This window comes from Micromonospora sp. BS32, assembly GCF_059089345.1.
The window spans coordinates 29,643-54,609 of the sequence record NZ_JBSSHR010000015.1 but is presented as its reverse complement, the minus strand read 5'-3'; the positions used below and the strand labels follow the sequence as shown (position 1 = coordinate 54,609).

Annotated in this window: 22 protein-coding genes; 14 read left to right on the top strand and 8 right to left on the bottom strand. The window is 72.6% G+C overall.

Going from position 1 to position 24,967, the window contains the following annotated elements; translation table 11 throughout:
* Nucleotides 1-28: 28 nt before the first annotated feature.
* Entirely contained in the window at nucleotides 29-2,062 is a 2,034-nt protein-coding gene (locus tag AC5RWQ_RS21525; protein ID WP_494284484.1) for a thioredoxin domain-containing protein, read from the bottom strand.
* A 134-nt stretch (nucleotides 2,063-2,196) separates the two neighbouring features.
* On the opposite strand from AC5RWQ_RS21525, the gene AC5RWQ_RS21520 reads away from it, so the two are divergent.
* Entirely contained in the window at nucleotides 2,197-3,231 is a 1,035-nt protein-coding gene (locus AC5RWQ_RS21520; protein WP_494284483.1) for a phosphatidylinositol-specific phospholipase C domain-containing protein, read from the top strand.
* Between the two features lie 44 nt (nucleotides 3,232-3,275).
* Here AC5RWQ_RS21520 and AC5RWQ_RS21515 read toward each other — a convergent pair whose 3' ends face one another.
* The 3 genes from AC5RWQ_RS21515 to mca form a co-directional block, all read right to left on the bottom strand.
* Nucleotides 3,276-5,780 carry a putative bifunctional diguanylate cyclase/phosphodiesterase gene (locus AC5RWQ_RS21515; protein WP_494284564.1) on the bottom strand — a complete coding sequence of 835 codons (2,505 nt, stop codon included), beginning with the start codon at nucleotides 5,778-5,780 and terminating at the stop codon, nucleotides 3,276-3,278.
* A gap of 206 nt (nucleotides 5,781-5,986) precedes the next feature.
* On the bottom strand, nucleotides 5,987-6,280 hold the full coding sequence (locus tag AC5RWQ_RS21510) for a hypothetical protein (protein ID WP_494284482.1): 294 nt from the start codon (nucleotides 6,278-6,280) through the stop codon (nucleotides 5,987-5,989).
* A 48-nt stretch (nucleotides 6,281-6,328) separates the two neighbouring features.
* Nucleotides 6,329-7,210, bottom strand: coding sequence for a mycothiol conjugate amidase Mca (gene mca / locus AC5RWQ_RS21505; RefSeq protein ID WP_494284481.1), 882 nt, complete (start codon nucleotides 7,208-7,210; stop codon nucleotides 6,329-6,331).
* Between the two features lie 131 nt (nucleotides 7,211-7,341).
* Here mca and AC5RWQ_RS21500 point away from each other — a divergent pair, with 131 nt between their 5' ends.
* Together AC5RWQ_RS21500 and greA are read left to right on the top strand one after the other, a co-directional pair.
* On the top strand, nucleotides 7,342-7,773 hold the full coding sequence (locus AC5RWQ_RS21500) for a DUF4307 domain-containing protein (protein ID WP_494284480.1): 432 nt from the start codon (nucleotides 7,342-7,344) through the stop codon (nucleotides 7,771-7,773).
* Between the two features lie 135 nt (nucleotides 7,774-7,908).
* Nucleotides 7,909-8,403, top strand: a complete 495-nt coding sequence (greA, locus tag AC5RWQ_RS21495) for a transcription elongation factor GreA (protein ID WP_494284479.1) — start codon at nucleotides 7,909-7,911, stop codon at nucleotides 8,401-8,403.
* A 75-nt stretch (nucleotides 8,404-8,478) separates the two neighbouring features.
* Here the strand turns inward: greA and ilvA are convergent, their stop codons facing one another.
* Genes ilvA through AC5RWQ_RS21480 form a run of 3 tightly spaced genes read right to left on the bottom strand, consistent with a single transcriptional unit; the run spans nucleotide 8,479 to nucleotide 12,321 of the window.
* Entirely contained in the window at nucleotides 8,479-9,699 is a 1,221-nt protein-coding gene (gene ilvA, locus AC5RWQ_RS21490) for a threonine ammonia-lyase (RefSeq protein WP_494284478.1), read from the bottom strand.
* A 52-nt stretch (nucleotides 9,700-9,751) separates the two neighbouring features.
* Nucleotides 9,752-11,161, bottom strand: a complete 1,410-nt coding sequence (locus tag AC5RWQ_RS21485) for an amidase (protein WP_494284477.1) — start codon at nucleotides 11,159-11,161, stop codon at nucleotides 9,752-9,754.
* A 17-nt stretch (nucleotides 11,162-11,178) separates the two neighbouring features.
* Entirely contained in the window at nucleotides 11,179-12,321 is a 1,143-nt protein-coding gene (locus tag AC5RWQ_RS21480) for a cystathionine gamma-synthase (RefSeq protein ID WP_494284476.1), read from the bottom strand.
* 260 nt (nucleotides 12,322-12,581) lie between these two features.
* Here AC5RWQ_RS21480 and AC5RWQ_RS21475 point away from each other — a divergent pair, with 260 nt between their 5' ends.
* The 8 genes from AC5RWQ_RS21475 (at nucleotide 12,582) to AC5RWQ_RS21440 (ending at nucleotide 21,553) form a co-directional block, all read left to right on the top strand.
* Nucleotides 12,582-13,001 carry an HIT family protein gene (locus AC5RWQ_RS21475; RefSeq protein ID WP_494284475.1) on the top strand — a complete coding sequence of 140 codons (420 nt, stop codon included), beginning with the start codon at nucleotides 12,582-12,584 and terminating at the stop codon, nucleotides 12,999-13,001.
* Between the two features lie 399 nt (nucleotides 13,002-13,400).
* Nucleotides 13,401-13,841 (top strand): SCP2 sterol-binding domain-containing protein, encoded by a 441-nt coding sequence (locus AC5RWQ_RS21470; RefSeq protein ID WP_494284474.1) that lies wholly within the window; start codon nucleotides 13,401-13,403, stop codon nucleotides 13,839-13,841.
* Nucleotides 13,842-13,843: 2 nt separating this feature from the next.
* The gene (locus AC5RWQ_RS21465) at nucleotides 13,844-14,110 is read left to right on the top strand and encodes a hypothetical protein (protein ID WP_494284473.1); all 267 of its coding nucleotides are present in this window, start codon (nucleotides 13,844-13,846) and stop codon (nucleotides 14,108-14,110) included.
* 83 nt (nucleotides 14,111-14,193) lie between these two features.
* Nucleotides 14,194-15,639: a S8 family serine peptidase gene (locus AC5RWQ_RS21460; protein ID WP_494284472.1), complete on the top strand. Its 1,446-nt coding sequence runs from the start codon at nucleotides 14,194-14,196 to the stop codon at nucleotides 15,637-15,639.
* Nucleotides 15,640-15,889: 250 nt separating this feature from the next.
* Complete coding sequence (gene msrA, locus AC5RWQ_RS21455) at nucleotides 15,890-16,552, top strand: peptide-methionine (S)-S-oxide reductase MsrA (RefSeq protein WP_494284471.1); 663 nt, start codon at nucleotides 15,890-15,892, stop codon at nucleotides 16,550-16,552.
* A 203-nt stretch (nucleotides 16,553-16,755) separates the two neighbouring features.
* Nucleotides 16,756-18,540, top strand: coding sequence for an N-acetylglutaminylglutamine amidotransferase (locus AC5RWQ_RS21450; RefSeq protein WP_494284470.1), 1,785 nt, complete (start codon nucleotides 16,756-16,758; stop codon nucleotides 18,538-18,540).
* Between the two features lie 2 nt (nucleotides 18,541-18,542).
* Nucleotides 18,543-20,372, top strand: coding sequence for an N-acetylglutaminylglutamine synthetase (gene ngg / locus AC5RWQ_RS21445; RefSeq protein ID WP_494284469.1), 1,830 nt, complete (start codon nucleotides 18,543-18,545; stop codon nucleotides 20,370-20,372).
* Entirely contained in the window at nucleotides 20,369-21,553 is a 1,185-nt protein-coding gene (locus AC5RWQ_RS21440; protein ID WP_494284468.1) for an osmoprotectant NAGGN system M42 family peptidase, read from the top strand. Before ngg ends, AC5RWQ_RS21440 begins: the two co-directional genes overlap by 4 nt.
* Nucleotides 21,554-21,571: 18 nt before the next feature.
* Here AC5RWQ_RS21440 and AC5RWQ_RS21435 read toward each other — a convergent pair whose 3' ends face one another.
* Nucleotides 21,572-22,219: a hypothetical protein gene (locus AC5RWQ_RS21435; protein WP_494284467.1), complete on the bottom strand. Its 648-nt coding sequence runs from the start codon at nucleotides 22,217-22,219 to the stop codon at nucleotides 21,572-21,574.
* Between the two features lie 313 nt (nucleotides 22,220-22,532).
* Between AC5RWQ_RS21435 and AC5RWQ_RS21430 the strand changes: the two genes are divergently transcribed.
* The 3 genes from AC5RWQ_RS21430 to AC5RWQ_RS21420 are packed head-to-tail and all read left to right on the top strand — an operon-like array spanning nucleotide 22,533 to nucleotide 24,963.
* Nucleotides 22,533-23,462, top strand: coding sequence for a ribonuclease Z (locus tag AC5RWQ_RS21430; protein WP_494284466.1), 930 nt, complete (start codon nucleotides 22,533-22,535; stop codon nucleotides 23,460-23,462).
* Entirely contained in the window at nucleotides 23,459-23,968 is a 510-nt protein-coding gene (locus AC5RWQ_RS21425; protein ID WP_494284465.1) for a GNAT family N-acetyltransferase, read from the top strand. The genes AC5RWQ_RS21430 and AC5RWQ_RS21425 overlap by 4 nt, the downstream gene beginning before the upstream one ends.
* Nucleotides 23,969-24,012: 44 nt before the next feature.
* On the top strand, nucleotides 24,013-24,963 hold the full coding sequence (locus AC5RWQ_RS21420; RefSeq protein ID WP_334489011.1) for a S1C family serine protease: 951 nt from the start codon (nucleotides 24,013-24,015) through the stop codon (nucleotides 24,961-24,963).
* Nucleotides 24,964-24,967: the final 4 nt, after the last annotated feature.

Here is a 24,967-nt window from a genome sequence, read left to right as displayed (position 1 = left end):
CGGCCGGCGCTCCCGGGACCGGGGGACGTCAGCTGAGCTGGGCGACCATGTCGTCGACCGAGGTCACCGGCCGCTGGCAGACGAACCCCCGGCAGACGTACGCGGTGGGCCGCCCATCGACCAGCGGCCGGTCGGCGAGCAGCGGCACCCCGGGCTGATCGGGCCGGCCGGCCACCACCACCGCGCCGGGCGGGGCGTACCGGTGGGCGGCGACGACCAACGGGTCCGCCGGGTCGTCGGTGGCCACCGCGATCTCGTACGGCCCGGAGAGCAGCGCCTCCCCCGCGGTCGCCGCGTACCCGGTGAACCGGGCGTGCCGCCCGACGATCGGCGCGACGGTCGACAGGGTCCGCTCGGCCACCTCCCGGTACCGGGTCTCCCCGGTCAGCGCCGAGTACGCGACCAGCGCTGCCACGATCGCCGAGCGCCCGGACGGGGTGGCGTTGTCGGTCGGATCGGCCGGCCGGGTGACCAGCCGCTCGGCGTCGTCGGCGGTGTCGTAGAAGCCGCCGTCCGGGGCGGCGAACCGGGCCAGCGCGACGTCGAGCAGCCCGCCGGCCAGCTCCAGCCAGCGCCCCTCGCCGGCGAGCTGGTGCATGGCGCAGAACGCCTCGGCGACACAGCCGTAGTCCTCCAGGACACCGGCCGGCTCGCCGACCACCTTGTCCCGGGAGACGCGGCGCAGCCGCCCGTCCACGATGTGCACGGCGGCGAGGTGCTCGGCCGCGTCCCGCATCGCCCCGTCGGCGACGATGGCGATCCCGTCCATCAGGTTCGCGTCCTCGTCCTCCGGGGCCGCGTACACCGCGGCGACCTGGAGGAACTCGGCGATGGCGGTGATCGCCAGCCCGTTCCAGGCGGCCACCACCTTGTCGTCGCGGGCCGGCTGGGGACGGGCGTCCCGGGCGGCGAGCAACCGACCGACGACGCCCTGCCAGCGACCGCGTACGGCCGGGTCGGCGTCGTCGATGTCGCGGGCCAGCTTCAGCACGCTGGTGCCGTGCTCGAAGCTGCCCTCCTCGGTCACCGCGTACAGGTCGGCGGCCCAGCGACCGTCCTCCTCGCCCAGCACCTCGACGAGCTGCGCCGGCGTCCAGGCGTAGGTCAGCCCCTCGACGCCCGCGGTGTCCGCGTCCAGCGCGGAGGCGAAGCCCTCGCCCGCCTTGTGCAGCTCGTCGGCGAGGAACCGGGCCACGTCCCGGGCGACCCGGCGGGCCAGCCGGTCGCCGGTGAGCCGCCACAGCTGGGTGTAGACCCGCAGCAGCAGCGCGTTGTCATAGAGCATCTTCTCGAAGTGCGGCACGGTCCAGTGGGCGTCCACCGAGTAGCGGGCGAAGCCCCCGGCGAGCTGGTCGTTGATGCCGCCGCGGGCCATCGCCTCGCAGGTGTGCCGGACGATCTCCAGGCTGCGCGCGGAGCCGGTGCGCTGGTGGTGTCGGAGCAGGAAGAGCAGGTTCATGTGCGGCGGGAACTTCGGCGCGCCGCCGAAGCCGCCGTTCGTCTCGTCGTACTCCGAGGCGAGCTGCGCGGCGGCGGCGTCGAGCAGTTCGGCGGTGAGCGGGGCGGTGGGGCCGCCCACGGCCTGGGCGCCGCCGATCGCCTCGACCACCGCGGACCCCTGCCGGAGCACGGCGTCGCGCTGGTCCCGCCAGGCCGCGCCGACCGACTCCAGCAGCCGGACGAAGTTCGGGCGCGGGAAGTACGTGCCGCAGAAGAACGGGGTCCCGTCCGGGGTGGCGAGGACCGTCATCGGCCAGCCGCCCTGCCCGGTCATCGCCTGGGTGGCGGTCATGTAGACGGCGTCGACGTCGGGTCGCTCCTCGCGGTCCACCTTGATCGCCATGAAGCCGTCGTTGACCAGCTTGCCGACCTGCTCGTTCTCGAACGACTCGTGCGCCATCACGTGGCACCAGTGGCAGGCGGCGTAGCCGACCGAGATGAGCACCGGCACGTCCCGCCGTTTCGCCTCGGCGAACGCCTCGTCGCACCAGGGCCACCAGTCGACCGGGTTGTCGGCGTGCTGGAGCAGGTAGGGCGAGGTGGCGTCGGCGAGTCGGTTCACCCGACGACCATATCCACCCCGAGCCGACCCCGCCGGGGCAACCGCCCGGCCCCTACAGGGTCTTCCCTTGTTCACATTCATCGACTTTGATCTGTGCGTGTCGGTGACGTCCACCGGCCTCAGAGGAGGTACGCATGCGCGGATCACGTCGCCTGTCAGCGCTCACGTCGGTCGCGGTGGTCGGGGTGGTGCTCACCGCCACCGCACCCGCGTCGGCGGCGGTGGACCCCGGCACCCGGGTCTCCGCGACCACCGTGGTCGGCACCCACAACGCCTACGAACGCGGCACGTACACCTATCTGGCGCAGGCGCTCGACGCCCGGCCCGGTCTGATCGAGCTGGACGTCTGGCCGGACGTGTTCACCCGGCAGTGGCGGGTCAGCCACTCCAATCCGCTGGGCAACGACAACAACTGTGTCGCCGCCACCAGCGCCGCCCAGCTCTACACCGGCACCCGCAACAAGAACCTCGAGCACTGCCTGGACGACATCCGGCTCTGGCTGGGCGCCCACCCCGACGCCGGGCCGCTCCAGCTGAAGCTGGAGCTGAAGACCGGCTTCAGCAGCCGTACCGGGCAGGGTCCCGCCGAACTCGACGCGCTGCTCGCCGCCCGGCTGGGCGACCGGGTGTTCCGACCCGCCGACCTCAGGGGCGGCCACGCCACACTGGACGCCGCCGCCCGCGCCGACGCCTGGCCGACCCGGCAGCAGCTCGCCGGCAAGGTGCTCGTGGAGCTGATCCCCGGCACCGTCGAGGAGGGCAACCCGACCGACACCCTGCGCACCGACGTCGAGTACGCCCGCCACCTGGCCGGCCTCGCGGCGGCCGGCACCCTGGACCGGGCCCGGGCCTTCCCGGCGGTGCACAACGCCCAGGCCGGCGACCCCCGCACCCGGTACGCCGAGACCGCCCTGCGCCCGTGGTTCGTGGTCTTCGACGGGGACGCGAGCGCCTACGTCACCGGCGGGATCGACACCTCCTGGTACGACGTGAACCACTACCAGCTCGTGATGACCGACGCGCAGAACGTCCCGCCAGCGGTGGGCAACACCGACCCGGACGCCGCCCGAGCCCGGCTGGCCGAGCTTGCCAGGGCACACGCCAGCGTCGCCTCCGCCGACTGGGCCGCCCTCCCCACCGTCGTCGCCGAGGTCCTCCCCCGCGGCTGACCCCACCCCCCACTGAGTTGATCGGGGGTGGAGGCGGGGGTGGGTCAGGAGGCGCCGTCGGCGCGTAGGGGGAAGACGTTGGACTCCGCCGAGGCGCGCAGGGTGCCGAGCACGGCGCCGATCTTGTCGGCCGGCATCGGCTTGAAGAAGTGGTAGCCCTGGGCGGCGGTGCAGCCCAGCTCGGCCAGGGCGAGCCGCTGCTCGGCGGTCTCCACCCCCTCGGCGACCACCCGCAGCCCCAGCTCGTGGGCGAGCCCCACCGTGGTACGGACGATCGCCGCCGCCTCCGGCGAGTCGGCCATCCGGATCACGAACGAACGGTCCACCTTCAGCTCGTCCACCGCGATCCGGGTCAGGAAGGTCAGCGACGAGAAGCCGGTGCCGAAGTCGTCGACGGCGAGCTGCACGCCCATCGACCGCAGCGAGGCCAGCACCTCGTCGATCACCTCCAGCTCGCTCATCACCACCGTCTCGGTGATCTCCAGGACCAGCCGGCGCGCCGGCACCTGGTGCCGGCGCAGCGCGTCGGCGATCTCGGCCGGCAGCCGCGGGTCGAGCAGGCTGCGCGCCGAGAGGTTCACCGAGATCGGCACGTCCAGGCCGTCCCGGGCCCACTCGGCGGCCACGGTGAGCGCCTTGTCCAGCACGTACCGGGTGAAGGTGCCGAGCTGCTCGCTGTTCTCCACCGGCCGGATGAAGTCCGCCGGGCCCAGCCAGCCACGCCGCGGGTGCCGCCACCGGATCAGCGCCTCCACCCCGGTCGGCGCCCCGGTGGCCAGGTCGACCGCCGGCTGCAACGCCAGCACCAGCTGGTCGTCGGTCTGCAACGCCTCCCGCAGCTCCGCGAGCAGGGCCAGCTGATCGGTGCTGGCGGCATCCCGGGAGCTGTCGTACGCGGCGACGCTGCCGCCGCCCTCCTTCGCCTGGTACATGGCGATGTCGGCCCGGCGCAGCAGCTCGGTCAGGTCGGCGTTGCCCGCGCCGGCCACCACCACGCCCACCGAGACCTCGACCGACATCCGGACGCCGGCCACCTCGGTCGGGGCGGCGAGCCGCTCGGCGATCTCCCGGGCCTGGCGCAGCGCGTACGCCATCGGGGCCGCCCGGTCGCCGATCACCGGGACCGAGGTGAGCAGCAGGGCGAACTCGTCCCCGCCGAGCCGCCCCAGCAGGTCACCGGCGCGGGCCATGGTGCCGAGCCGGTTCGCGGTGAGCCGGAGCAGCTGGTCGCCCGCCGCGTGCCCGAGGGTGTCGTTGACCTCTTTGAACTGGTTGATGTCGAGCAGCAGCAGGGCCACCGGGTGGTCGTGGGCGAGCTGTCGCAGCGCCTGGTCGCCCTTGCTGAGCATCGCCGCCCGGTTGACCAGCCCGGTCAGCGCGTCGTGCACCGCCTCGTACGACGACCGCGCGTTGACCAGTCGCAGCTCGAGGTGGGTGGCCGCGTCGTGCAGCGCGGCGGCCAGCGCGTCGGAGAAGGCCGCGACCGCGTCCCGCTCGCGGGCACTCGGCGGGGCGGAGGAGGCGAACCGGACCCGCAGCTCGCCCACGTCGACGTCGCCCACGGTCAGTCGACGGGTCAGCTCGTGCTCCGCCTCGGCCGGCCGGCCGGGCGGGCCGACCTCCCGGTCGCGCACCTGGCTGGAGGCGTCGCAGCGGTAGCGGCGCCACCGGCCGTCGCCCCGGGCCACGTCCACCTCGACCAGCTCGGCGCCGAAGAGGGTCAGCGCTCCGGTCACCGCGGCGGTGGCCACCCCGCGCTCGTCGAGCTGGTTGAGCGCGGCGGTCGCCTCGGCGAACGCCCGCCAGGTGCGCCGCTCCTGGTCGGCCCGGAGCCGGTGCCGGTAGGTCTGCTGGAGCAGCCAGAGCAGCGGCGGCAGGAGCAGCAGCCACCGAGCGTCGATCTCCAGGAGGGCGACCACGACCAGGCCGACCACGACGTTGCCGACGAACATGAGCAGCTTGCCGCGGAGCGCGGTGAGCACCGGCGGACCGATCGCCACGCCGTGGCGCAGAGCCAGGGTGGCGCCGCCCAGCCAGGCGGTGGCGGCCAGGTAGGCCACCGAGCCGGCGATCAGGGCCAGGGCCAGGTCGGGGGTGGGGGCGGCGAGCAGTGGTTCGCCGAGCGCGGTGGCGACGGCCACGGCCAGCGCGGTCGCGGCGGTCAGCGAGGCCGCGATCCGGAGCACCTCCAGCCGTGGTCGCCGGTCGCCGGCCATCGACATGGCGGCCCAGGCCGCGCCGCCGCCGAGCAGCGCACCGGCCGGCAGCCAGCCGGCCGGGACCAGGTAGAGGCAGACGATCAGCGCGGCCTCGCCCCAGGTGATGCTGACCATGCCGGTCGCGGTGCGGAACCGCAGTCGGGCCAGCTGGGCGACCGCGAGCGTGGCGACACCGATGCCGAACCGGGCCGGCCCGGGGACGGGGTCGTCGGGCGGCAACGTGGCCGGCACGGTGAGCCCGATCAGGACGGCCGCCAGGGCGGTGACGGTGACCGCGGCGGTGAGCAGGAGCACCCCGGGCGGGGTGGCCCCGGTGTCGGGCCGGTCGATCGGATCGGCGGCCCTGCCGGAGGTCACCGCTGTGCCCCGTCCGCCGGAGCACGGGCGGCGCGGAGGGCGAGCGCAGCTGCGACGGTCATGGCGCCCCCCTTCCGCGCACGGCTCAGGGACTTTTGGTCCCCCCGGCGGAAGGCTAAGCCAATCCGGGTGGCCGCAACAGGGGCTGACGACGCGGATCGACGTGATTCACGCCCTGACTACCCGTTCCGGTGCTGCTGGTGCCCGTTGGGGGAGTTCGTACGTGATTCCTCGGTCGCCGCCGCGTCCATCGGATCGACGGCCGCCGAGTCGGCCCGCTCCTGGTCGGCCACCTGCCCCTGCTGAGGGAACCGGTCGGGCAGCCGGCGCAACCGGGCGTTCATGTTTCGGATCAGCAGGACGGTGGCGATGGCCAGGACGACGATGAGGAACAGGCCCATCGGCCCGGCCAGACCACCCGAGCGGGTGTCACCGAAGTTGTTCTCCGCGAGCACCTGGGCAGCGGTCAGCATGGTGGTTCTCCGATGTGCGGTGGGGTTCCAGCGTAGCCCCGCCGCCGCTCAGCGGGCATGGGCGGTCTCGCGCACGCCGGCGAAGAGGTCGGACTCCGGCAGCGGGCTGTCGACGAGCGAGCGGGCCAGCTGGTAGTCCTCCGTGGGCCAGGCGCGCTGCTGGAGCTCCATCGGCACGTGGAACCAGAAGCCGTCCGGGTCGACCTGGGTGGCGTGGGCGCGCAGCGCGTCGTCGCGGACCGGGAAGTATTCCGCGCACTCGACCCGGGTGGTGATCCGCGGGCCCTTGTCCGGCCGGTCCTCCCAGCGCTTGAGCCACTCCTCGTAGGGCGAAGCCAGGCCGGCGGCGAGCATGCCCTCGTGCAGCGCCATGATCTTGGCCTTGGAGAAGCCGATGTCGTAGTAGAGCTTCAGCGGCTGCCAGGGCGTGCCCAGCTCCGGGAAGCGCTCCGGGTCACCGGCCGCCTCGAACGCGGCCACGGACACGTTGTGGCACATGATGTGGTCGGGGTGGGGGTAGCCACCCTCCTCGTCGTACGTGGTGACGACGTGCGGGCGGAACTCCCGCATCAGCTTCACCAGCGGCCCCGCGGCCACCTCGGCGTCCTGGAGGGCGAAGCAGCCCTCCGGCAGCGGCGGCAGCGGGTCACCCTCGGGCAGCCCCGAGTCGACGAAGCCCAGCCAGGCCTGCTCGATGCCGAGGATGGCGCGGGCCGCGTCCATCTCGGCGCGGCGGATCTCGCCGATGTTGGCCCAGACGTCGGGCCGGTCGAGCTTGGGATTCAGCACGCTGCCGCGCTCGCCGCCGGTGCACGTCACAACCAGGACATCCACCCCCTCGGCGACATATTTCGCGGTGGTCGCGGCGCCCTTGCTGGACTCGTCGTCCGGGTGCGCGTGCACGGCCATGAGACGCAACTGCTCTGCCAACGTGGGCGCTCCTCGTCTGTGCCCGCCACAGCGGAACTGACCTGCCATTCCTGGCTCAGCTCCCGGCTGGGAAGATGGACTCTGCCATTCTTGCCGATCGCCCCGACAACGACGCCAGGAGATACCCGCCGGTGACCGAGACGCACGCCACAATTCCGTCCGGCGCGCCAATATTCCCGCCCGGTCGGTACGGCCGGCGCCGGGAGCCCGGCCGGCGCCGCCCGCTGCTGACCTGGCTGCTGATGGCCGCGCTGGTCGCCGGGCTGACCCTGGCCGCGACGCAGCTCTACGGTCGGTACGGCGACCCGACCTACGACCCCGAGGTGATCACCTACACCGACGTCACCGACGACGGGGTGCGGATCGACTTCCGGGTGACCGTGCCGGCCGGGGGCTCGACCGTCTGCCTGCTGCGGGCCCGCTCCCGCGACGGGGCCGAGGTGGGTCGGGAGGAGGTCACCGTGACCGCCCGCCCCGGCGAGCGACACCTGACCGCCCGGCACCGGATCACCACCACCGCGCGACCCTTCGTGGGCGAGGTACTGCGCTGCCGCCCGGCCTGACCGGATCCACTCCCATCAGCGCGGCGGTGTCGGCACCCCGACCGCCGCGGTGATCGACGGCACCCCGGGGTGTGCCGCACTGGTAACTTGGTAACTCACCTGTCAGCCAGTTCCGCACTATCGAGGAGTACGCCTGTGTCCACCAACGAGGCGCCCGCCACCTGGCTGTCCCAGGACGCTTACGACCGCCTGCAGGGTGAGCTCGACGAGCTGATCGCCAACCGGCCGGTCATCGCCGCCGAGATCAACGCCCGGCGCGAGGAGGGCGACCTGCGGGAGAACGGCGGCTACCACGCCGCCCGCGAGGAGCAGGGCAAGGCCGAGGGACGGATCCTCTACCTCAAGGAGCTGCTCCGCACCGCCCAGGTCGGCGAGGCGCCGACGGCGGACGCGGTGTCGCCGGGCATGGTGGTGACGATCTACTTCGACGACGACCAGGACGACACCGAGACGTTCCTGCTCGGCTCGCGGGAGATCTCCTCCACCACCGAGCTGACCGTCTACAGCCCGGAGTCCGCCCTCGGCAAGGCGATCCTGGGCGGCCGGCCCGGCCAGACCTGCACCTATACCGCGCCCAGCGGCGCGGACATCAAGGTGACCGTGGTCAGCTTCGAGCCCTTCTCCGGCTGAGTCCGGCGCCGCAGGGTCCGCGCGACCCGACGGCTTCCCTTCCGCGTACGCCCGAGGCGTGGCACCCGTGTGGTGTCACGCCTCGGCCGCGAAGACCACCTGGTAGCCGCTGGCCCGCAGCGCGCTGATCAGCGTGTCGGAGTGCTCGACGCCGCGGGTCTCCACCGACAGCGCCACCTCCACCTCGCCGAGCCGCAGGTGCGGGTTGGCCCGCTGGTGCTCGACGTCCACCACGTTGGCCCGGTGCCCGGCGATCTCCGTCAGCAGCGAGGCGAGCTGCCCCGGCCGGTCCGAGCAGCGCACGGTGACCCGCAGGTAGCGCCCGGCCGCCGCCAGACCGTGCTCGATCACCCGCAGCATCAGCAGCGGGTCGATGTTGCCGCCGGAGAGGACCGCGACCACCGGCGCCTCCACCTCGACCACCCCGGCCAGCAGCGCCGCCACGGCCACCGCGCCGGCCGGCTCCACCACCTGCTTGCCGCGTTCCAGCAGCATCAGCAGCGCCCGGGAGATGTCCTCCTCGGAGACGGTGACGATCTCGTCGACCAGCTTGCGGACGTGGGTGAAGGTGATCTCGCCGGGGCGGCCCACCGCGATGCCGTCCGCGATCGTGGCGAAGGACGGCAGCCGGACCGGCTCGCCGGCGACCAGCGAGGGCGGGAAGGCCGCCGCGCTGGCCGCCTGGACCCCGATCACGCGGACGTCGGGGCGCAGCGCCTTGGCGGCGACGGCGATGCCCGAGATCAGGCCGCCACCACCCACACCCGTGATGATGGTCTTCACGTCCGGGCACTGTTCGAGGATCTCCAACGCCACGGTGCCCTGGCCGGCGATCACGTGGGGATGGTCGAACGGGTGGATCAGCACCGCGCCGGTGCGCTCGGCGAAGGTCTGCGCCGCGACCAGGGACTCGTCCACCGTGTTGCCGACGAGTTCGATCTGGGCGCCGTACCCCTTGGTGGCGGCGACCTTCGGCAGCGGCGCGTTGACCGGCATGAAGACCGTGGCGTGGGTGCCGACCAGGCCGGCGGCGAGCGCCACCCCCTGCGCGTGGTTGCCCGCGCTCGCCGCGACCACGCCGCGTTCCCGTTCCTCGGCGGAGAGCCGGGAGATTCGCACGTACGCGCCGCGCACCTTGTACGACCCGGCCCGCTGCAGGTTCTCGCACTTGAGCCAGGTGGGGCCGCCGAGCGCGGCGCTCAACGGCCGGGAGGGCTCCAGCGGGGTGGTGCGGGTGACGCCGGCGAGCAGTTCCCGCGCAGCCTGTACGTCGGCGAGACCGACCAGTTCCGTCATGCCCCGATCGTGCCACCCGCCCCCGGTGCGGGCGGCGGCGACGCCACGGTCGTCACGCGGCGGTCGGCGACCCCGTGCCGACCCGGGGGTAACCGGGGGCGTGCCGCGACCAGGGCGCCTGCATCTCGAACTGGCCGGCGACGCCGAGCAGCAGCAGCTCCGAGCCGGGCGGGCCGATCAGCTGGGCGGCGACCGGCAGTCCGTCCGGGCGCCGGCCGACCGGCACCACGATGGACGGCAGGCCGGCGATGTTCCACGGCGCGGCGTACGGGGCGTACCGGATGTTCGCCTTCATGTTGGCCAGCCAGGACCGGCCGGACCAGGCGGCGGCCTCCGGGGGCGGGCCGGCCAGCGCCGGGGTGAGCAGCAGGTCGACCGAGTGGTCGGTGAAGAAGCCGATCGAGCGGTCCCGCCAGGCGGCCCGGTCGGCCTCCCGGACGTACCCCCGGCGCTGCGCCCACTCGCCGAGCGCGACGTGCCGACGGCTACGGCGCTGGAGCTGGCGCGGCGCGATGCCCGCCGCCCGGACGTCGGCGGCCGCGGCCGCGAACCAGGTGGCGATGCCCTGGAGGCCGAGGGCGGTCGGGTAGACCGGGTCGGCGGGGACGGTGTCGTGGCCGGCGGCGGCGAGCAGCCGGCCGGCGGCGGCCACCGCGTCCCGGTTCGAGGCGTCCGGCGAGACGCCGCGCACCGGGGAGCGCAGCGAGACGCCCACCCGCAGCCGGGGCGGCGGGACCAGTTTCTCCTGCCGGCGGCCGGCGAGCACCTGGAAGCCGACCGCGGCGTCGGCGACGGTGGTGGTCAGCATGCCGTGCTCGGTGAGGCCGAACCAGTCCTCCGCGCCGAGCTGGCAGGGCACCACGCCGCGGCCGGGCTTGAGCCCGACCAGGCCGCAGCAGGCCGCCGGAATGCGGATCGAGCCGAGACCGTCGTTGCCGTGCGCGATCGGCACCAGCCCGGCGGCCACCGCGGCGGCCGCGCCGCCGGAGGATCCGCCGGGGGTGCGCCGCAGGTCCCACGGGTTGCGGGTCACCGCGGAGTCGTCGTCGGTGAGCGCCCAGAGGCCGAGCTCCGGCATCCGGGTCACCCCGAGGATCACCGCGCCGGCGCCCCGCAGCCGCCGCACCACCTCGTGGTCGGCCTCCGCGACGCCGGTACGCACCGCCGCCGACCCGTTCCAGGTGGGCAGGCCGGCGACGGGGGTGTTCTCCTTGACCGCGACGGGGACGCCGGCCAACGGCAGGTTGGCCAGTTCCTCCTGCTCGTCGACCTTCTCCGCCTCGGTGATCGCCTCCCCGCCGCGTACCGCGCGGAACGCGGCGAGGTCGGCGTCGACCCGGGCGATGTGGTCCAGGTGGTCGGCGACGACCTGGGTGGCCGAGACGTCGCCCCGGCGTACGCCCCGGGCGATCTGCTTGGCGGTCGCCCCCACCCAGGTCGGCATGATGTCCTGCACGGCCACCCCTCCCCAGCCCGCGGTCAGCCCAGCGCCTGCTCCAGATCAGCGAGCAGGTCGTCGACCGTCTCGATGCCGACAGACAGTCGCACGAGATCGCCGGGAACTTCAAGCGGCGAGCCGGCAGCACTTGCGTGTGTCATCCGACCCGGGTGCTCGATCAGGGACTCCACGCCGCCGAGCGACTCGGCGAGCACGAAGAGCTTGGCCCGGTTGCAGATCTCCACGGCGTGCTCCTCGCCGCCCGACGCGCGGAACGAGATCATGCCGCCGAACCGGCGCATCTGCTTGGCGGCCACCTCGTGCCCCGGGTGCGACGGCAGGCCCGGGTAGATGACCTGGGCGACCTTGGCGTGCCCGTCCAGGTACGCAGCGATCCGCTCGGCGTTGTCGCAGTGCCGGTCCATCCGTACCCCGAGGGTCTTGATGCCGCGCAGGGTGAGCCAGGCGTCGAACGGGCCGTTGATCGCGCCCATCGCGTTCTGGTGGTAGCGCAGCTCGTCGCCGAGGCCGGCGTCGGCGGCGATCAGCGCGCCACCGACCACGTCGGAGTGCCCGCCGACGTACTTGGTGGTCGAGTGGACCACCACGTCCGCGCCGTGCGCGATGGGCTGCTGAAGGTACGGCGAGGCGAAGGTGTTGTCGACCGCCAGCAGCGCGCCGGCGTCGTGGGCGACGGCGGCCAGGGTGGCGATGTCGGCGATGCCGAGCAGCGGGTTGGTGGGCGTCTCCACCCAGACGATCTTCGTGGTGCCGGGGCGGATCGCGGCCCGGACGGCGTCGACGTCCGAGACCTTCGCCGGGGTGTAGTCCAGCCCCCAACGCTCGGCGACCCGGGCGAAGAGCCGGTACGTGCCGCCGTACGCGTCGTCCGGGATCACCACGTGGTCACCCGGCTTGCAGACGGTGCGCAGCAGGGTGTCCTCGGCGGCCAGGCCGCTGGCGAAGGCGAGCCCGACCGGTCCGCCCTCCAGCGCGGCCAGGCACTCCTGGAGGGCGTCGCGGGTGGGATTGCCGGATCGGCTGTACTCGTAGCCCTGCCGGGGCGCGCCGACGGCGTCCTGGGCGTAGGTGCTGGTCTGGTAGATCGGTGGGATCACCGCGCCGGTCCGGGCCTCCGGGTCCTGGCCGGCGTGGATGGCGAGCGTCTCGAAGCCGTGACTCATTCCGCAGACGTTAGTCCGCCGGTTGGTCGGGCCGGGCGGAACCCGGGGTGACCCGCTCCGCATGGCGGCGGGGCCGCCCCGCCGCGCGCTCCGCCCCTGTCCCGGGCGACCCGACTCTGCCCCGGGCAACCCGCTGCGGCCGTGAGCGCTGGTCGGGTTGCCGGCGGCGACGACTCGGGCAGCATCGGGTGCGCCAGGCCACCAGAAAGGGGCCGGATCGACGCGGTGCGGGCGACCGGCCGGGCGCCTAACCTGGCCCGATGAGCGGGTGCGTGTTCTGCGGGATCGTGGCGGGCGAGGTGCCGGCGTTCCGGGTGGCCGACGAGCCGGACGGGGTGGCCTTCCTGGACACCCGGCCGGTCTTCAAGGGGCACGTGCTGGTCATCCCCCGCACCCACCTGATCACCCTGTCGGACCTGCCGAAGGAGGATCTGGCCGGCTACTTCGGCCTGGTCCAGCGGGTCGCCGTGGCGGTGGAGTCCGGCCTGGGGGCCGGTGGGACGTTCGTGGCGCAGAACAACCGGGTGTCCCAGTCCGTCCCGCACCTGCACACCCACGTGGTGCCGCGGACGAAGGGCGACGGCCTGCGCGGCTTCTTCTGGCCCCGCCACCGGTACGCCGACGACGCCGAGGCCGGGAGGTACGCCGACGCCGTCACCGCCGGCCTCTCCTCTGCCTGAGAAGCATCGATGGGTAGGAGACGGCCCAAACCAGGGCCTCGGCAGGGTCGTGAGGCGTCCGGCTCGAGTGGTTGGCGTAGACGCGCCCCTTGGTGTGGCAGCGGGGCGGGCATGGCCGTTTCAAAAGATGACCTTGGACCCCGACCTGCTGGCCATAGTCAGCCGTGTGGCCGGCTATGCACATTTGCGATCTTCCTGCGCTCGCTCTCTGGCTGATTTACTGAACACTGATCTTCAGAATTCGCATTTTCTGGAAGCCGATGATGCCGGGGGCGCGCGAGGAATTCCCACCGGTAAACCGGTTGTCGGTTTCGCTACATGTCCGCTACCAGACCGCGGGATACCGAACACTACCCGAATGCGGTCAACTGGCGACACCGACCAACGAGAGTGGGAACGATGGGCGAAGTGGTTACGGATCGAATTCGAAGACACCCGGTGCTCTCCGATTTCTGCGAGCCGCTGCCACGGCTGGCAGCGGCGGAAAACGGAGATCCGGCCAGCAGCGTCAACCGATTTGGTGAGCTTCTCCGTACCTATCCCAAGCCGGTATCCGTGGGTTTCCGGATCACCGGGGACGCGGTGCGCTACTGGCGCCTGCTGGTGGGTCCGGCTGGGTTCACGGTTGCGGAGGAGCCGGCGGAGCGCGGTGGTTCGGCGCAGCCGGACATCGAGGTCATCGCCGGCGAACAGACCTGGCGGCGGCTCGCCGAGGGTGGCCTGTCGCCCATGGCCGCGATGCTCGCTGGGCAGCTGCGCTTCCGCGGCAACGTGGCGCTCGCCAGCCATGTTGTCCGTCATCTGCGGAGCGTCGGCGCTGCGCTGCCCGGAAAGGAATAGAGATGTCAAGCCAGACCGGCAAGGTCAAGTGCATCCTCATCGAAGACGACGTCGCTATGACCAAGGTCGAGTCGGCCGACGGTAGCGCCGAAACGTTCATCCTGTGGTCGCAGCCGAACCCTGAGCCTGCGGTGCACATCCGCGTCATGCAGAGCAACTGGATCTCGCTGTTGCGCGAGGCGATGGCGAGTGACCTGGACGTCACGGTCGTCGGTGACAACGACACCTCGGCGTACGTCACGAGCGTCCAACTCGGTCAGCTCACATGAACGGCGGCCGGCCAAGGGTCCGCGAGGAGTCCGAACACTGGTACGTCGACAAGCTTCGTGGCATTCGGCTTTCCTTTCGGCCGGTGCCGGACGAGTTCCTGGTGACTTTCACCGAGGGCCTCGGCGACGACGCCCTTGCCCGTCTCGTCGAGGCTCCGCAGGTGCGGTCACTGAGCCGTGGTGCGAATCTCCAACGCGGCTTCGCGGCCATCCATCCTTCCCCGGGTCTGACCGTGGCCGACGTGGTGGCGGGAGTGGGATCGATCGCCAATGCATCCCCGGTGTTCACCGACGCAGAAGGTCACGCGCGATTCTTCCTTCCCGACGAGTTCACGGTGCAGTTCCGCCGAAACGTATCCTCGCCCGAAGCCGCGGAAATCATCGAGCATGAGGGTGGCAGGGTGCTGGTGCGGCAGCGTACTCCCGGTTACTACACGGTGGCCGTGCCCGATGGCGCGGGACTGTTCGCCACGGTCCGGCGCTTCACCGAGCTGCCCGAGGTGGTGTTCGCCGAGCCCAGCGAGGCGGGCTTCAACGACCTTCTCTACATTCCCGACGACCCGGATTTCGGCCTGCTGTGGGGGCTGTGGAATGTCGGCCAGCTGGTGAACAACTCAGCGGGACTTCCAGGCAATGACATTGCCGCCACCCGGGCCTGGAATCTGCACCGCGGCGACCCGAACGTGATCGTCGCGGTGCTCGATACCGGTGCCGACCTCGATCATCCCGACCTCGCGGCCAACCTCCTGCCGCGTGGCTCTGAGGACTGGGACTTCGCCGACGGCGCGGACAAGTCCCCGACCGACGAGGACGGGCATGGCACGCATGTCGCCGGTACGGCCACTGCCGTCGACAATGGAACCGGCGTGATCGGGGTCGCCCCGGGGTGCCGTGTCATGCCGTTGCGGCTCGACCTCGCAGCCGGCATGAATCAGAACCGTGCCGACGCCATCAACTATGTCGCGGACCAGTCGGACGCCCATCCCGAGCGGCGCTACGTCGTCAATTGCAGTTGGCGTACGAGCGGTGACCACGCGGGTATTCGCAACGCCATCGCCAACGCGGTGAACGATCACAACGTCTTGGTGTGTTTTGCGGCCGGCAACGACGACGTCAACACCGACTCTTCGCCGCAGTACCCGGGGGTTTACCCCGAGGTCATAGCGGTCGCCGCCCTCGACCAGTACGGCGGCAAGGCAAGTTTCTCGAACTTCGGCACGAACGTCGACGTGTGCGCACCCGGCACCAACGTTTACTCGACGTATCCCGACAACACGTACACCTTTCTCGACGGGACGTCGATGGCCGCTCCGCACGTCACCGGACTGGCTGCCCTGACCTGGTCGGCCAATCTGGGGCTGTCCAACGCCGAGGTGCGCCGGATCATCGAGGACTCGTGTGTCAGCGTCGACGCCCTCAACCCGGCTTTCGCCGGGCTACTCGGCCGAGGCCGGATCAACGCCTACGAGGCGGTGACCCGCGCCCAGTACGTCGGTGAGTATGTGCCGTCGGTGCCGGCGTTGACCTGACGCCCCGAGGTCCGTGGCGGGGGTGGGTAGGAGTCCTCCGGCGGGGAGGTAGCCGGTCGGCTGCACGGCGGCCGAGGTCAAGGCGATCAAAGGCGACGACGGCACCTGACGGAGCGGCCGGAGACGGGTGACCGACTACTCCAGGAGCCGATACAGAAGGCGGCCGCCAGGCTGAACGAGCGAGGGGCGGGTAAGGAACTCCGACCCGGCGGTGTTGCACGCGGGGAAGAGGTACGAGAGGAGTCCCACCGTGTTCCTTCGCCGTATGAAGGCCGAGCTGCCCACCCCCGACCAGGCCCTGCCGGGTCGCCCGATCGCGATGCCGATCGGTGACCGGCACGAGGTGCTGGCATCGTCGCTCAAGGGGCCGTTCCCGGAGGGTTCCCGGGTCGCGGTCTTCGGCATGGGCTGTTTCTGGGGCGCCGAGCGGCTGTTCTGGACGCTGCCGGGCGTGCTGACCACGTCCGCCGGCTACGCGGGCGGCGTGACGCCGAACCCGACGTACGAGGAGGTCTGCTCGGGCCGGACCGGGCACGCCGAGGTGGTCCAGGTGGTCTACGACCCCGCGAAGATCAGCTACGAGGACCTGCTCAAGATCTTCTGGGAGAACCACGACCCGACCCAGGGCATGCGCCAGGGCAACGACGTCGGCACCCAGTACCGCTCGGCGATCTACACGACGACCGACGAGCAGCTGACCACCGCCCAGGCGTCGCGGGACGCGTTCGCGCCGATCGTGGCGCGGGCCGGCAAGGGTGAGATCACCACGGAGATCGCGCCGCTGGGTGACTACTTCTTCGCCGAGGACTATCACCAGCAGTACCTGGCGCCGACGAAGAACCCGAACGGCTACTGCAACCACGGCCCGAACGGGCTGAGCTGCCCCGTCGGCGTGGCCCGTACCGCCGGCTGAGCGACCTGTTGTCCGGTTCCGGGCCTGCGGTGATTGTCACACCGCGGGCCCGGTCCGATTCGGGCACCGGGCGGGGCCGGGACAGGAAAACCACCGCGCACGAAGGCCCGGCTCGCGGTTGGCGCGCATCCTAGCAAGGACGTAACACCAACGACATCGTCCCAACAGGCGAAGCGCAACAACCTCTGGCAGCATTGCCTGCCATGTGCGGACTTGCGGGAGAGTTCCGCCGTGACGGTTCACGCGCCGATGTGGCGGCGGTGGAGCGCATGGCGGCCACGATGAGCGACCGGGGGCCCGACGACAGCGGGGTCTGGTCCCAGGGGGCCACAGCCCTCGGGCACCGACGCCTGAAGATCATCGACCTCTCCCCGGCCAGCGGCCAGCCGCTGGTCGACGCCGGCGCCGGCCTGAGCGGCGTCTTCAACGGCTGCATCTACAACTACCGCGAGCTGCGCGAGGAGTTGCAGGCCAAGGGGCACCGCTTCTTCTCCACCGGCGACAGCGAGGTCGTGATCAAGGCGTACGCCGAGTGGGGGCTCGACTTCGTCGACCACCTGATCGGCATGTTCGCAGTGGCGATCAGCGAGCGGGACACCGGCCGGCTGGTACTGGCCCGGGACCGGCTCGGCGTCAAGCCGCTCTACCTGGCCGAGACGCCGGGCGTGGTGCGCTTCGCCAGCACCCTGCCGGCCCTGCTCGCCGGCGGTGGCGTCGACACCTCGATCGACCCGGTCGCGCTCGCGCACTACCTCAGCTTCCACAGCATCGTGCCGCCGCCGCGGACCATCCTGCGCGGCGTCACCAAGCTCCCCCCGGCCACCGTGCGGGTCTACGAACCGGACGGCCGCAGCCACGAGCGGGTCTACTGGGACCCCTCCTTCACCCGGGCCGCCGAGCGGGCCGACTGGTCCGAGCAGGACTGGCAGGACGCCCTGCTGGAATCGCTGACCACGGCGGTACGCCGCCGGATGGTCGCCGACGTGCCGGTCGGCGTACTCCTCTCGGGCGGCCTGGACTCCAGCCTGGTGGTCGCGCTGCTCGCCGGCGAGGGGCAGACCGGCCTCTCCACCTTCTCCATCGGCTTCGACGCGGTCGGCGGCCGGGAGGGCGACGAGTTCGTCTACTCCGACCTGGTCGCGAAGACCTTCGGCACCGACCACCACCAGCTCCGGGTGGCCGCCCAGGACCTGGTGCCGCCGCTCGAGGCCGCCGTCGCCGCGATGAGCGAGCCGATGGTCAGCCATGACTGCGTCGCCTTTTACCTGCTCAGCCAGGAGGTGTCGAAGCACGTCAAGGTGGTCCAGTCCGGCCAGGGCGCGGACGAGATCCTCGGCGGCTACCACTGGTACCCGCCGCTGGCCGGGATCGACCGGGAGCAGGCGCTCGAGACGTACGCGAAGGCGTTCTTCGACCGGGACGCGGCCGGGCTGGCCCGGGTGCTCAACCCGGACTGGCTGGCCGACGGCGACCCGGCGCGGGAGTTCGTGGCGGCGCACCTGGGCCGGGCGGGGGCGCAGACCGCGGTCGACGCCGGCCTGCGGATCGACACCCAGATCATGCTGACCGACGACCCGGTCAAGCGGGTCGACAACATGACCATGGCGCACGGGCTGGAGGCCCGGGTGCCGTTCCTCGACCACGAGTTCGTCGAGCTGGCCGCGAGTTGCCCGCCGGAGCTGAAGCTCGCCCAGGGCGGCAAGGGCGTGCTCAAGGAGATCGGCCGCCGGGTGCTGCCGCACGAGGTGATCGACCGGCCCAAGGGCTACTTCCCGGTCCCGGGCCTCACCCACCTGGAGGGCAAGCTCCTCGACCGGGTACGCGACGCGCTCTCCGCGCCCGCGGCCCGGCGTCGCGACCTGTTCCGCGCCGACTACGTCGACGCGCTGCTCGCCGACCCGAACGCCGAACTCACCCCGTTGAACGGAAACAAGCTGTGGCAACTGGGACTCCTGGAAATGTGGCTCCAGAGCCACGGAATCGACTGACCATGTCGGACACCCTCGCCACCGGCACGGCGCGCAACGACCGGGAGCGGGTGCTCGGCCGGCGCCGGGAGCACGTCGGCCCGGGCGGCGACCCGGTCGCCCCGGGCACGCCGGAGCCGCGCACCCCCGCCACCGGCCCGGACGAAATGGTGCTGGACTGCGGCTGGGGCCGGCTGGTCTTCGGCCAGACCTTCACCGACCAGGCCGCCGTCGCCGCCGTCCTGCGCTCCGAGGCGGCCGGCGCCCGGGACATCTGCATCTACCTGCGCGACCCGCACGTGCTGGTCTCCCGGCTGCCGGACGAGCTGTTCATCGACCCGTCGCTGACGTACCGGCTGCCGCTGGGCGAGCGGCGGCCGGCGGCCACCGACGGCGGCCCGGAGATCCCCGGGCTGGTGATCCGCCCGCTGCGCGACGCCGACGACGCGGACGCGGTGAACCGGATCTACGCCCGCAACGGCATGGTGACCGCCCCGGTCGAGGTGCTGGTCGACAACGCCGGCACCGACCGCTTCCTGCACCTGGTGGCCGAGGCGGCCACCGGGGAGATCGTCGGCACCATCACCGGCGTCGACCACGTGGCGGTCTTCGCCGACCCGGAGAACGGCGCCAGCCTGTGGTGCCTGACCGTCGACTTCAACCACGCCCCGCCCGGCACCGGCCAGGCACTGCTGACCGCCCTGGCCGACCGGCTGGACGAGCGCGGGCGGGCCTTCGTGGACCTGTCGGTGCTCGCCGAGAACTCCGGCGCGATCCGGCTGTACGAGCGGCTCGGCTTCCACCGCACCGCCACGCTCTGCGTGAAACGGAAGAACCCGATCAACGAGCGGCTCTTCCTGCCCGCCACCCCGGAGGGGTACGACGAGCTCAACCCGTACGCGAAGATCATCGCGGACGAGGCGATGCGCCGCGCCATCCGGGTGGAGGTCACCGACCCGCACTGGGGTGAGCTGCGGCTGACCAACGGCGGGCGGACCATCCACACCCGGGAGTCACTCTCCGAGCTGACCTCGGCGGTGGCCATGAGCCGCTGCGACGACAAGCGGGTCACCCGGCGGATCCTCACCGAGGCGGGCCTGTCGGTGCCGCGCGGTCGCACCGCCACCGGCGAGCCGGACGACCTCGCGTTCCTGGAGGAATTCGGGCCGGTGGTGGTCAAGCCGGCCCGCGGCGAGCAGGGCAACGGCATCACCGTCGGGGTACGCACCGCCGAGGCGCTGACCGCCGCGGTCGAGCTGGCCCGCCGGTTCTGCCCGGACGTGCTGATCGAGGAGCTGCGTTCCGGCGAGGACCTGCGGGTCGTCGTCATCGACCACGAGGTGGTGGCCGCCGCCGTCCGCCGGCCGGCCCAGGTCACCGGCGACGGCGTGCACGACATCACCGAGCTGATCGAGCGGCAGAGTCGCCGCCGGGCGGCCGCCACCGGCGGCGAGTCCCGGATCCCGATCGACGACATGACCCGCGAGGTGGTGGCGGAGGCCGGGCACCGGATGCACGACGTGCTGCCCGAGGGGGAGGTGCTGGCCGTACGCCGGACCGCCAACCTCCACACCGGTGGCACAATCCACGACGTGACGGCCGAACTGCACCCCGCGATCGCCGAAGCCTGCGTGGCCGCGAGCCGGGCCCTGGACATCCCGGTGACCGGGCTGGACCTGCTGGTCCCCGCGCCCGACCGGTCCGAGCACGTCTTCATCGAGGCCAACGAGCGGCCGGGGCTGGCCAACCACGAGCCGCAGCCGACCGCGGAGCGCTTCGTGGACCTGCTCTTCCCGGGCACCCGCGCCCCGCAGCGGCTCTGGAGCCCGGCCGGTCCGGGAGGGGCGGCGTGAGCCCCAAACCCCTGGAGATCGACCTGGAGTACCTGCGCCAGGTGCTGCTGGAACTGCTGGAGATCCCGAGCCCGTCGGGGCGTACCGACCACGTGCAGCAGTACGTGGGCGAACGCCTCTCCGCGCTCGGCATCCCGTCCACGCTGACCCGGCGCGGGGCGCTCAGCGCCTGCCTGCCGGGCCCCCGGGCGACCGGCGCCGACCGGGCGATCGTGGTGCACACCGACACCATCGGCGGCATGGTGAAGCGGCTCAAGGAGAACGGCCGGCTGGAGCTGAAGACCATCGGCACGCACAGCGCCCGGTTCGCCGAGGGCGCCCACGTGCGGATCTTCACCGACGACCTGGACCGGGTGATCACCGGTCAGGTGCTGCCGCTCAAGGCGAGTGGGCACCGCTACAACGACGACGTCGACCTCCAGGGCGTCGGCTGGGAGCAGGTCGAGGTCCGGGTGGACGAGCCGGTCGACGACATCGCCGGCCTGCGCGGGCTCGGCATCGACGCCGGCGACTTCGTGGCGTTCCTGCCCAACCCGATGATCACCCCGAGCGGGTACGTGAAGTCCCGGCACCTGGACGACAAGGCCGGCGTGGCCGCGGTACTGACCGCGTTCAAGGCGATGGTCGACGCCGGGATCACCCCGGCGGTCACCGCGCACCTGCTGGTCACCGTCACCGAGGAGATCGGCCACGGCGCCAGCCACGGCCTGGACCCGGACGTCGCCGAGATCGTCTCGGTGGACGCCGCGGTGGTCGCCCCCGGGCAGCAGTCCCGGGAGGACGCCGCCACCCTGGCGATGGGTGACGGCGTCGGCCCGTTCGACTACCACCTCACCCGCAACCTCGCCTCGATCGCCCGGGAGCACGGGGTGGAGCTGGTCCGGGACGTCTTCGAGTACTACCGCTCCGATGTCGCGGCGGCCGTCGAAGCGGGCGCGCACGCCCGGGTGGCGCTGCTCGGCTTCGGTGTGGACGCCACCCACGGGCACGAGCGCACCCACCTGGAGGGGTTGCGTCACCTCACCCAGTTGCTCTGTCTCTACCTGCAGAGCGACCTGGTCTTCCCCGAGTGGGACGCCGAGCCGGAGGGCGACCTGGCGGACTTCCCGTCGCTGGCCGTGCAGCCGGCCTCCGAGGAAGGGCCGCGCGAGGGGCCGATCGGCATCGCCGAGATCTCCTGACGCCCGGCGCCGGTTCGCTCAGCCCCCGTCGAGCGTGCCGGCGCTCCCGTCGGGCGGGCCAGCGCTTTCCCCCGCCGCCGGGGGGACGGACGGGGCCGCCTCCTGCGGGTCGAGCACCAGGCGGGTCATCCGGGCGAGCCAGACGGCCCCGATGACGGCGAGGAACACCCGCATCAGCACGCCGTACCAGCGGTCCGGCCAGGGCGCGCCAAAGACCGCGCTGAGCAGGAGCCCGGCCAGCAGCAGGTCGCCGACGGCCCGCGGGACCGGCCAGCGTCGAGCGGCGTCCTCGACCCGCCGGTCCTGGGTGAGGAAGTAGTCCAGCCAGACCACCACCGCCAGCCAGGTGTACGGGGAGGCGAGGACCCGACCGGCGGCAGCCACCAGGTCGCCGGTCGCCTGGCCGGCGCCGAGGATCAGGGGTCCGAGCAGCAGGGCCAGTCCCACCGGCAGGAGTGACGCTCGGGACGGCGTGGGGTGGCGCGCCCGCGGCGCGGTGAAGACGGCCAACCCGATCGGCAGCGCGAGCGCCAGGTCGCCCACCCACCCGTCGATCTTCCCGTCGAGCCACTGAGCCAGGGCGGGGCCGGGGAAACCGCAGCCCTCGATGGGGGTGCGGACGGCGGCCGGACGGTGAACGCCGAGCATCGCCCCGCCGGCGGCCATTCCCGTCGGCTCTGTGATCGAAATCCGTTGCCGACGCCGTCGGAGAGTGGATAGCGTGGCGGTACACGGGAAAGGAGGTGGTCCAGACTTGTATAGCAATCGGACTCGTGAGGTGGCTGTCCGCTAGCCGCTGTCCTCGACAGTGAAATACCGTCCGCCGCGAGGCGGGCACAGTGCACCATCGTCGAGACCGTGTGGCAGCGGTGCGGCGAATCCACGACAGCCACCCGACCCCCGGGGTGCCGACCCAGTCCAGTCGGCCCGCGCGCGAGCGCGGAAGCCCCGGGGGTCGCTTCATGTACGGAGGAAGACCGTGTCGATGCGGGAGCTGGTGGTGCTGGGGACGGCCAGCCAGGCCCCCACCCGGCTGCGCAACCACAACGGGTACGTGCTGCGCTGGGACGACGAGGTCATCCTGTTCGACCCGGGCGAGGGCAGCCAGCGGCAACTCCTGCACACCGGCGTCACCGCCACCGACCTGACCCGGATCTGCGTCACCCACTTCCACGGCGACCACTGCCTCGGCCTGCCCGGCACCATCCAGCGGCTCTCCCTGGACCGGGTGCCGCACCCGGTGGCGGTGCACTTCCCCGCCGGCGGCGCCGAGTACTTCGCCCGGCTGCGCCACGCCAGCTCCTTCTACGAGACCGCCGAGCTGGCCGTCGAGCCGATCGAGGCGGACGGGCAGCGGATCACCCTGGGCGTCGGCACGCTGGAGGCCCGCCGGCTGCGGCACCCGATCGAGACGTACGGCTACCGGCTGGTCGAGCCGGACGGCTGCCGGATGCTGCCGGAGCAGCTCGCCGCGTACGGGATCGCCGGTCCGGCGGTCGGTGAGCTGCTCCGCGTCGGCCACCTCGACGTCGACGGGCGTCGCGTCACCCGCGACGAGGTGAGCGTGACCCGACCGGGCCAGCGGTTCGCCTTCGTGATGGACACCGGCCTCTGCGACGGGGTGTACGCCCTCGCCGAGCACGCCGACCTGCTGGTCATCGAGTCGACCTTCCTGGAGTCGGAGGCCGCCCTCGCCGCCGAGGTCGGCCACCTGACCGCGGCGCAGGCCGCGCGGGTCGCCACCGAGTCGGGGGTACGCCGGCTCGTGCTCACCCACTTCTCCCAGCGGTACGCCGACCCGCGCCGCTTCCACGACGAGGCCCGCGCCCACTTCGACGGCGACCTGGTGATCGCCGAGGACCTGATGACCGTGCAGGTCCCGCCCCGCCGGGTAGCCTCGGCCGGATGACCCTCACGCTGCGTCCCGCCACCGACGCCGACCTGATGCCGGTCGGCGACCTGCACCAGCGCTCCCGGGTGGCGGCGTACTCGTCGTTCCTGCCGGCGGAGTCGCTGGCCGAGCCGGCGCCCGGGGCGCTGGGCCGGTACTGGTCGGAACGGGTCGGCTGGGAGCGCGACGACCATCGGATGACCGTCGCCGAGCGGGACGGCCGACTGGTCGGCTTCAGCTACCTCGGCCCGGACGACGAGCGCGAGCCGGCGACCGGGCTGCTCAACGCCATCCACCTCGACCCCGACGAGCGGGGCCGGGGCACCGGCCGGGCGCTGATGATCGACGCGCTGGACGCCATGCGTGCCCGCGGCTGGACCCGGGCGGCGCTCTGGGTGGTGGAGGGGAACACGCCCGCCCGGCGCTTCTACGAGCGCGGCGGCTGGACGTTCACCGGTGTCGGCCGCGACGAGCACATCGGCAGCGTCCCCGTCCGGCAGCTGCGGTACGCCCGTTCGCTCTGAGCTGATCCGGGCATGCCCGTCGATCCGGCGGCGTTGCCGGCTGCATGGACATCGAGCATACCGAGCGGGCGGAGGACGCCGCGCTCGACGCGTACTCCCGGGTGGTCACCGGGGTGGCGGCCCGGGTGCTGCCCAGCGTGGCCGCCCTGTCGGTGCGGACCGCGCGCGGCGCGGGCGCCGGCTCGGCGGTCACCGTGGGCACCGAGGGCCTGCTGCTGACCAGCGCCCACGTGGTGCAGGGCGCCCGGGACGGGACGGCCACCTTCGGCGACGGCACCGAGGCCCGGTTCCGGGTGGTCGGCGCCGATCCCCTCTCCGACCTCGCGGTGCTGCGGGTCGAGGAGGCGACCGTGCCGCCGGTGGAGTTGGGCGACGCGGACGCCCTGCGGATCGGCCAGTTGGTGGTCGCGGTGGGCAACCCGATGGGGCTGGCCGGGTCGGTGACCGCCGGGGTGGTCTCCGGGCTGGGCCGGTCGCTGCCGGCCCGGGACGGGCGGGTGACCCGGCTGATCGAGGACGTCATCCAGACCGACGCCGCGCTCAATCCGGGCAACTCCGGCGGCGCGCTGGCCGACTCGGCGGGCCGGGTGATCGGGGTGAACACCGCGGTCGCCGGCTACGGCCTCGGCCTGGCCGTGCCGATCAATACCACCACCCGCCAGATCATCGCCGACCTGACCGCCGACGGCCGGGTACGCCGGGCATGGCTCGGCGTCGCCGGGGCACCGGTCCCGCTGCCGCCGGAGATCGCCGCCCGGACCGGCCAGCGGCGCGGGCTACGGGTGGTCGAGGTGGTGCCGGGCAGCCCCGCCGGCCTCGCCGGGATCTACCTCGGCGACGTGATCCTCTCCGCCGGCGGCCGGCCGGTGCGGGACGGCCAGGGCCTGCAACGGCTGATGCTCGGCTCGGCGATCGGCGCCCGGCTGCCGGTCACCGTGCTGCGCAAGGGCGCCTTCGTCGACGTGGTCGCGGTGCCGACCGAGCTGGCCCGATAAGCCA